At 69.9% G+C, this 7049-nt stretch carries 6 protein-coding genes; all 6 read right to left on the bottom strand.

Translation table 11 applies throughout. From position 1 onward, the window contains the following. The coding region (locus Q8M82_RS03710) for a [protein-PII] uridylyltransferase family protein (protein WP_465248066.1) at nucleotides 1-1487 on the bottom strand (1487 nt) is incomplete at its 3' end. 11 nt (nucleotides 1488-1498) lie between these two features. Then, nucleotides 1499-3001: a HAMP domain-containing sensor histidine kinase gene (locus tag Q8M82_RS03705; protein ID WP_305690032.1), complete on the bottom strand. Its 1503-nt coding sequence runs from the start codon at nucleotides 2999-3001 to the stop codon at nucleotides 1499-1501. 49 nt (nucleotides 3002-3050) lie between these two features. Beyond that, a complete protein-coding gene (locus Q8M82_RS03700; RefSeq protein WP_069054508.1) occupies nucleotides 3051-3734 on the bottom strand; it encodes a response regulator transcription factor in 684 nt (227 codons plus the stop codon). 169 nt (nucleotides 3735-3903) lie between these two features. Continuing rightward, on the bottom strand, nucleotides 3904-5082 hold the full coding sequence (locus Q8M82_RS03695; RefSeq protein ID WP_371126222.1) for a trypsin-like peptidase domain-containing protein: 1179 nt from the start codon (nucleotides 5080-5082) through the stop codon (nucleotides 3904-3906). A gap of 136 nt (nucleotides 5083-5218) precedes the next feature. Then, on the bottom strand, nucleotides 5219-5698 hold the full coding sequence (locus Q8M82_RS03690) for a cytochrome c-type biogenesis protein (protein ID WP_305690031.1): 480 nt from the start codon (nucleotides 5696-5698) through the stop codon (nucleotides 5219-5221). 5 nt (nucleotides 5699-5703) lie between these two features. Then, nucleotides 5704-7049: heme lyase CcmF/NrfE family subunit (locus tag Q8M82_RS03685; protein WP_305690030.1), on the bottom strand; the 1346-nt coding region annotated here is incomplete at its 5' end.

The following is a 7049-nucleotide window of genomic DNA, read 5'->3' as shown; positions in this document are numbered from 1 at the left end:
CGGAAGCCGAGCTTCTGCAGCGTCTCCAGCGTCTGCGGGTCAAGCTCGGAGCCGGTGAAGCTCAACGTGCCGGCCTCGCTGGCGAGGCTGGGGCCCTCCTCGAACAGCAGCGCATAATGGCCCTCGACGCGGCGGGCGTGGAAGGTCAGCGCCTTGCCGAAGGCGGCCGTCGAGGGATAGCCGCAGAAGCGCGCGAAGGCTTCGAGATCGGCCGCCGCCTTGGGCAGGGTCTGCGTCTGCTCGTCATGGCGCATCTGCAGGCGATGCTCGATCGTCCGCAGCCAGCGATAGGACTCCGCCAGCTCATCGCGGGCGGCGGGCGTGATCCACCCCTCCTGCGTCAGCTCAGCCAGCATCTCCAGCGTGCGCGGTCCGCGCAGGGCCGTGCGCCGGCCGCCGAAGACGAGCTGCTGCGTCTGCACGAAGAACTCGATCTCGCGGATGCCGCCACGGCCCAGCTTCACATTGTGGCCGGCGACCGCGATGGTCTCGTGGCCCTTCACCGTCTGGATCTGGCGCTTCATCGCGTGGATGTCGGCGATGGTCGCGAAGTCGAAGTATTTGCGCCAGATGAAGGGAGCGAGGTCCTTCAGGAAGCGCTGGCCGAGCGGCAGATCGCCCGCGACGGGGCGCGCCTTGATCATCGCCGCGCGTTCCCAGTTCTGGCCGACCGTCTCGTAATAGGCATAGGCCGAGGGCAGCGGCACGGCGACATGGGTCGAGGCGGGGTCGGGCCGCAGGCGCAGATCGACGCGGAAGACGTAGCCGTCCGGCGTGCGCTCCTGGATGATCCGGGCGATCTGCTGGGTAAGCTTCACATAGAAGCTGGTCGGCTCGCCGACACCGGCGGCCTCGGCCACCTCGGGGTCGAAGAAGACGACGATGTCGATGTCGGAGGAGTAGTTCAGTTCGCCCGCGCCATGCTTGCCGAGCGCGAGCATGACGAGCCCGGAGCCGGCCCCAGGATCGGCGGCATCCGGCAGGCGGATGCGCCCGAGATCGGCGGCCTGGCGAAGAACATGGTCGGTCGCGAGCCTCACCGCGTTGTCGGCCGTGGCGGTGAGCGCCGCCGTCACCGTCTCGACATCCCAGGCGCCGCCGATATCGGCGAGCGCGATCAGCAGCGCCATGCTGCGCCGAAAGCGGCGCAGAAGGCGCATGAGTTCGGGCGCCTCGGTCGCCGCCGCGCCGGCGCGAGCGATCTCAGCGAGCAGCGCGTCGCGCTGCGCCTCCGGCTCCGCCGTCAGGCAGGCGAGCAGGCCGGCAGGGTCCTGCCGCATGATCTGGGTGAGGAAGGGCGAATGCGCGACCAGCCCCGCCACGAGCGCCGCGCTGCGTTCGTTCTCGGCAAAATGCGTCGCGAGTTCCCGCGCAGCCGCGTCGTCATGCAGCCGCTCGATCAGGTCTTTCGCCAGGAGTTGAGCGGCCCGACCCCGCGCCGGCAACACCGGCGCCGCCTTCAGCCTGTCACATAGACGCCCCGTCATCGCAGTCCCTCTCAGAGGGAGGGAACGCCAACAGGGTTCGGCGCCGCTGTCGAGCCGGGACGCGTGGACGCAGCCATCATGTCCACAGGCTTGGCGAGACCAGCCTCCTCGACCGAGGCCGGGAGAGGCTCCGGCTGAGCCGTCAGGATCGGCAGGGCGATGACGACGCGCAGGCCCGGCGCATTGTCCTCGAGCCGCAATTGGCCGCCATGCAGGCGCACCACGCCGGCCGCGAGCGCGAGCCCCAGCCCGAAGCCCGGCTTGCTGCGGCTGACATCGAGACGCACGAAGCGCTCCAGCACGCGGGCGCGGTCCTCCGGCGGGATACCCGGCCCGTGATCCGCGACGGAAAGCAGGATCTCGTCCCCCTCCCGCCGGGCCGCCACCATCACCTGCGCCCGCTCGCCCGCGGCGGGCTCGGCATATTTCAGCGCATTGTCGATCAGGTTCGCCAGCGCCTGGCCGATCAGCTCCCGGTTGCCGGAAACGCGCAGGCCCGGCGATACCTCGGTGACGAGCGAAAGCCCCGCCTCCTCGGCCAGCGGCTCGTAGAGCTCGGCCAGGCCCGACACGATCTCGGAGAGATCGAGCGTGTCCATGCTGTCCTGGATCCGGCCGGTCTCGAGCCGTGCGATCATCAGCAGCGCGTTGAAGACGCGGATCAGGTTGTCCGCCTCGTCGATCGAGCCGTCGAGCGCTGCGCGCAGCTCGTCGGGCGAGTTTGCTGTGCGCAAGGCCTCCTCGGCCCGGTTGCGCAGCCGCGTCAGCGGCGTCTTCAGGTCATGGGCGATGTTGTCCGAGACCTGCTGCATGCCGGCCATCAGTTCGCCGATGCGTTCCAGCATGGCGTTGAGATTGAGCGCCAGCCGGTCGAGTTCGTCGCCCGTGCCCGCAATGGCGAGCCGGCCTTTAAGGTCCCCGGCCATGATCGATTGGGCGGTCCCCGTCATGTCGTCGATGCGCTTGAGCACGCGCCGCGCCACGAACCAGCTCGCGAAGCAACCGAGGACGAAGACGAGCAGCAGCGACCACCCCGCCGCGCGGCGGATGACGATGCCGAGGCGCTCGCGCTCCTCGACGTCGCGGCCGACGAGCAGGCGGAAGCCCGCCGGCAGCACGAAGACGCGCACGATGGCCCGGCTCGGCCTGTCCACCGCCTCGCTCGTGCGGGCATATTCGATCTCAGCCTCGCCCGGGCGGTCGAGCGTGCCGGGCGGCAGCGCCTCGACATTGCCGGCGATGCGCTCGCCGACCGGGGTGGTGACGAGATAGAGCGAGGCGCCCGGCGCCCGCGAGCGACGCTCGATGATGTTGACGAGCCGCCGGATGCCGCCCTGCCGCTGCTGCTCGGCCAGGCCCTGGATCTCGGCGTCGATGGTGGAGCGGATCTGGTCGTCGAGCAGGCGCTTGGCGTTCCAGGCGACATAGCCGAGCAGAAGCCCGGCAAAGAGCGCGAAGACGACGAGATAGACCGCCGTCAGCTTGAAGGCGGTCGTCCGGAACAGATTGGGCAGGAAGCGCTGCGCCGGCCGCGACGACCCCGTCGCCTCGCCCGCGGAGGGATCAGCGTTGCGTGTCACGAACCATGTATCCCGCGCCGCGGATGGTGTGGATCATCGGGTGCTCGAAGCCCTTGTCGACCTTGGCGCGCAGGCGGCTGACATGCACGTCGATGACATTGGTCTGGGGATCGAAGTGATAGTCCCAGACGTTTTCCAGCAGCATGGTGCGCGTCACCACCTGGCCGGCATGCTTCATCAGATATTCGAGCAGCCGGAACTCGCGCGGCTGCAGCAGGATCTCGGTGCCCCCGCGGGTGACGCGATGGGCGAGCCGGTCGAGATCGAGATCGCCGACCCGGTAGCTCGTCGGTTCGGAGGCTGGCGCTCCGCGGCGCCGCGCCAGCACCTCGACCCGCGCCAGCAGTTCGGAGAAGGCATAGGGCTTCGGCAGATAGTCGTCGCCGCCGGCGCGCAGCCCCTTCACACGGTCGTCGACCTGCGCCAGGGCGGAGAGGATCAGCGCCGGGGTCGCGTCCTTCTGCTCGCGCAGGGAGCGGATCAGCGAGAGCCCGTCCAGGCGCGGCAGCATGCGGTCGACGACGAGCACGTCGTAGCCGCCGCCCTCGGCCATGGCATAGCCCTCCAGGCCATCGCCCGCATGGTCGGCGACATGGCCGGCCTCGCGGAAGGCCTTGGTCAGATAGGCCGCGGCCTCGGCATCATCTTCGACGATCAGCAGTCGCATGGGCCAAGCCTATCCCAGAACAAGCGAAAACGGCAGGCCGGAGGATACGCATCCGGCCTGCCGCGGTGAAGGCTGGTCTCCCGGCGCGGGGGCGACGGACTGCCGGGAGAACGCGAGCCTTGCCTTTGCCCCGCGCCGGCCGTGGCGGCCGGCGCGGGGATCGAGCAGCTTACGCCGCCGGCTGACGGCCGACCTCGAAGTCGATCTCGCGCTCCTTGCCGTCGCGCCAGACGGTGATCTTGACCTTGGAGCCCGGAGCATAGCCGGCGATCTTGCGCGAGAGTTCGCGGGCATCCTTGATCTTGGCGCCGTCGACCGCGAGGACCGTGTCGCCCCGCTTGATGCCGGCCTTGGCCGCCGGGCCGTTGCGCTCGGCGGCGGCGACGAGGGCGCCATGCGGCTCCTTCAGGCCGATCGCCTCGGCGACCTCGGGGGTGACCGGCTGGATCTGCACGCCGATGAAGCCGCGCGCCACCGTGCCGTCCTTCTTCAGAGCCGAGACGACCTGCTCGACGGTCGAGGCGGGAACCGCGAAGGCGATGCCGACATTGCCGCCCGAGGGCGAGAAGATGGCCGTGTTGACGCCGACGACTTCGCCCTTCTGGTTGAAGGTCGGCCCGCCCGAATTGCCGCGGTTCACCGCCGCGTCGATCTGCAGGAAGTCGTCATAGGGTCCCGAGCCGATGTCGCGGCCCTGCGCCGAGACGATGCCGGCCGTGACCGTGCCGCCAAGGCCGAAGGGGTTGCCGACCGCCAGCACCCAGTCGCCGATGCGGGGCTTGCCGGCCGCGAGCTGGACGAAGGGGAAGCTGCCGCCTTCGGTGACCTTCAGCAGCGCGAGATCGGTGCGCGGATCGGTGCCGATGACCTTGGCGTTCAGCGTCTTGCCGTCGTCGGTGACGAGTTGGACCTCTGAGGCCTTGTCGACGACGTGGTTGTTGGTGACGACATAGCCGTCCTGGCTGATGAAGAAGCCCGAGCCCTGCGACATGCCCTGGCGCGGCTGCGGCCGGCCGGGATTGGCGCCGCGCGGCGCCTGCTGCTCGAAGAAGCGGCGTAGGCCGGGCGGGAGGTCGTCCAGGCTGCCCTGGCCGTCATCGGCGGCGTCGATCGTCTGCTTGACGCGGACGGAGACGACGGCAGGCTTCACCTTCTCGACCATGTCGGCGAAGGAGGGCAGGCTGGTCTGGGCGCCCGAGAGCTGGATCGGCTGGGCGATGGCGGGGTGGTCGAACCTGAGCGCACCGTCGGCGAGGCCGGCCGCGAGGCCAATGCCGAGGGTAGCCGCGCCGGCGAGCAGCGCGCCGCGCTTCAGGATCGAGCGGGAGGGGGTGGTCTGGGTCGTCATGCGAGAACCTCGAAATCAGCGGCAGGGCCTTCCCTGCTCGTGACGAGGACCATGACGGGCGCAGCCTTACGCGGATTTCGCCCGAAGATGACTGTTTCGTAAGGTTGCGCGATGTTTCCGCAGTGCCTGCACCGCTTCAGGGCGCTTCGGAATCCAGCAGGCGCTGCAGGCGACGGCGTTCCTCCTCGGAGAGCGGCGCCGCGCTGGCAGGAGCCGGCATCGCCCGGCCGCGCCGCCAGGTGAAGACCAGGGCCGCCAGCAGGATCATCAGAGGCGCGGCCCAGAGCAGGGCCGTGCGGAGATCGAAGGGCGGCCGCAGCAGCACGAAATCGCCATAGCGGGCGACGACGAAATCGCGCACCGCTGTGTCGCTGTCGCCGGCGACGAGCCGCTCGCGCACGAGCACGCGCAGATCCTTGGCGAGCGGCGCGTCGGAGTCGTCGATCGACTGGTTCTGGCAGACGAGGCAGCGCAGTTCTGACGAGATAGCGCGAGCGCGGCGCTCCATCGCCGGGTCGGGCAGGACCTCCCCCGGCTGGACCGCCAGCGCCGGCAGGCCGGGGGCGAGCGCAAGCAGGAGGGCGAGGGCGAAACGCGGCCAAAGCTCTCGACGCATGGCGCTTACTCCGCCGGCTGGGCAGCAGCGGCGACGGGCTCGGCCCTGGCACGCCGCGGGGCCGCCAGACGGAAGCGCCGGTCCGTCAGCGACAGCCCGCCGCCGAGCGACATCACGATCGCACCGATCCAGATCAGCAGGATCAGCGGCTTGTCGTAGAGCCGCACCGCGATGCCGCCATCGCCCTGCGGTTCGCCGAGCGCGACATAGGCCTGGCTCAGGCCATCGGTTCGGATGCCGGCTTCCGTGGTCGGCATGTTGCGGGCGAGATAGACACGCTTGGCGGCCTCGACGGGCTTGAGCTCGCGATTGCCCGAGAACAGCTGGAAACGCGCCACATCCGCCCGGAAATTGGGGCCAGTGCGCGGCGTGATCGATTCCAGCACGACGGTGTAGCGGCCGCTGGTGAGGCGCTCGCCCGGCTTCAGCACGCCGATCGCCTCGGTGCTCCAGACCACGGCGGCAATGCCGATGACGCTCAGGCCGACGCCGGCATGGGCGAGCGCGGTGCCCCAGGCCGAACGCGGCAGCCCCTTGGCCCGCGACCAGACGGCCGGCCAGCCGCTGGCACGGCTGACGATCCGCTCGCCGAGATCGAAAGCGGCACCGGCGACGAGGAAGACGCCGAGGCCGATGCCCAGAGGTGCCAGCACCGGGCCGCCCCAGGTGAAGGCGATGAGGGCGAGCGCGGCGAGGATCGCCAGGCCGAAGGCCGCGAGGTTGCGCTGCGCGGCGCCGAGCAGGTCGCCGCGCTTCCAGGCGAGCGATTGGCCGAGCGGCAGGAGCAGCAACAGCGGCACCAGCACGGGCACGAAGGTGGCGTTGAAGAAGGGCGGGCCGACCGAGATCTTGTCGCCCGTGACCATCTCGAGCACGAGCGGGTAGAGCGTGCCGATGAAGACCGTGGCGCAGGCCGTCGCGATGAAGACGTTGTTGACGACGAGCGCACCCTCGCGGGAGACCGGCGCGAACAGGCCGCCCTGCCGCAGCAGCGGCGCGCGCCAGGCGAACAGGGCCAGCGAGCCGCCGACGAAGAAGACCAGGATCATCAGGATGAAGAGCCCGCGCTCCGGGTCGGTCGCGAAGGAGTGCACAGAGGTCAGCACGCCGGAGCGGACGATGAAGGTCCCCAGCAGCGAGAGCGAGAAGGTCAGGATCGCGAGCAGGATGGTCCAGACCTTCAGCGCGTCGCGCTTCTCCATCACCACCGTGGAGTGGATCAGGGCGGTGCCGGCCAGCCAGGGCATCAGCGAGGCGTTCTCGACCGGGTCCCAGAACCACCATCCGCCCCAGCCCAGTTCGTAATAGGCCCAGTAGGAGCCCATCGCGATGCCCAGTGTCAGGAAGACCC

The organism is Allobosea sp., assembly GCF_030694325.1.
Lineage (GTDB): Bacteria > Pseudomonadota > Alphaproteobacteria > Rhizobiales > Beijerinckiaceae > Allobosea.
This window is presented reverse-complemented; position numbering and strand designations above follow the sequence as displayed.

Coding starts and splice junctions, on each gene's coding strand:
- Q8M82_RS03690 (WP_305690031.1), bottom strand. CDS start 5,698: ATGCGTCGAGAGCTTTGGCCGCGTTTCGCCCTCGCCCTCCTGCTTGCG.
- Q8M82_RS03695 (WP_371126222.1), bottom strand. CDS start 5,082: ATGACGACCCAGACCACCCCCTCCCGCTCGATCCTGAAGCGCGGCGCG.
- Q8M82_RS03700 (WP_069054508.1), bottom strand. CDS start 3,734: ATGCGACTGCTGATCGTCGAAGATGATGCCGAGGCCGCGGCCTATCTG.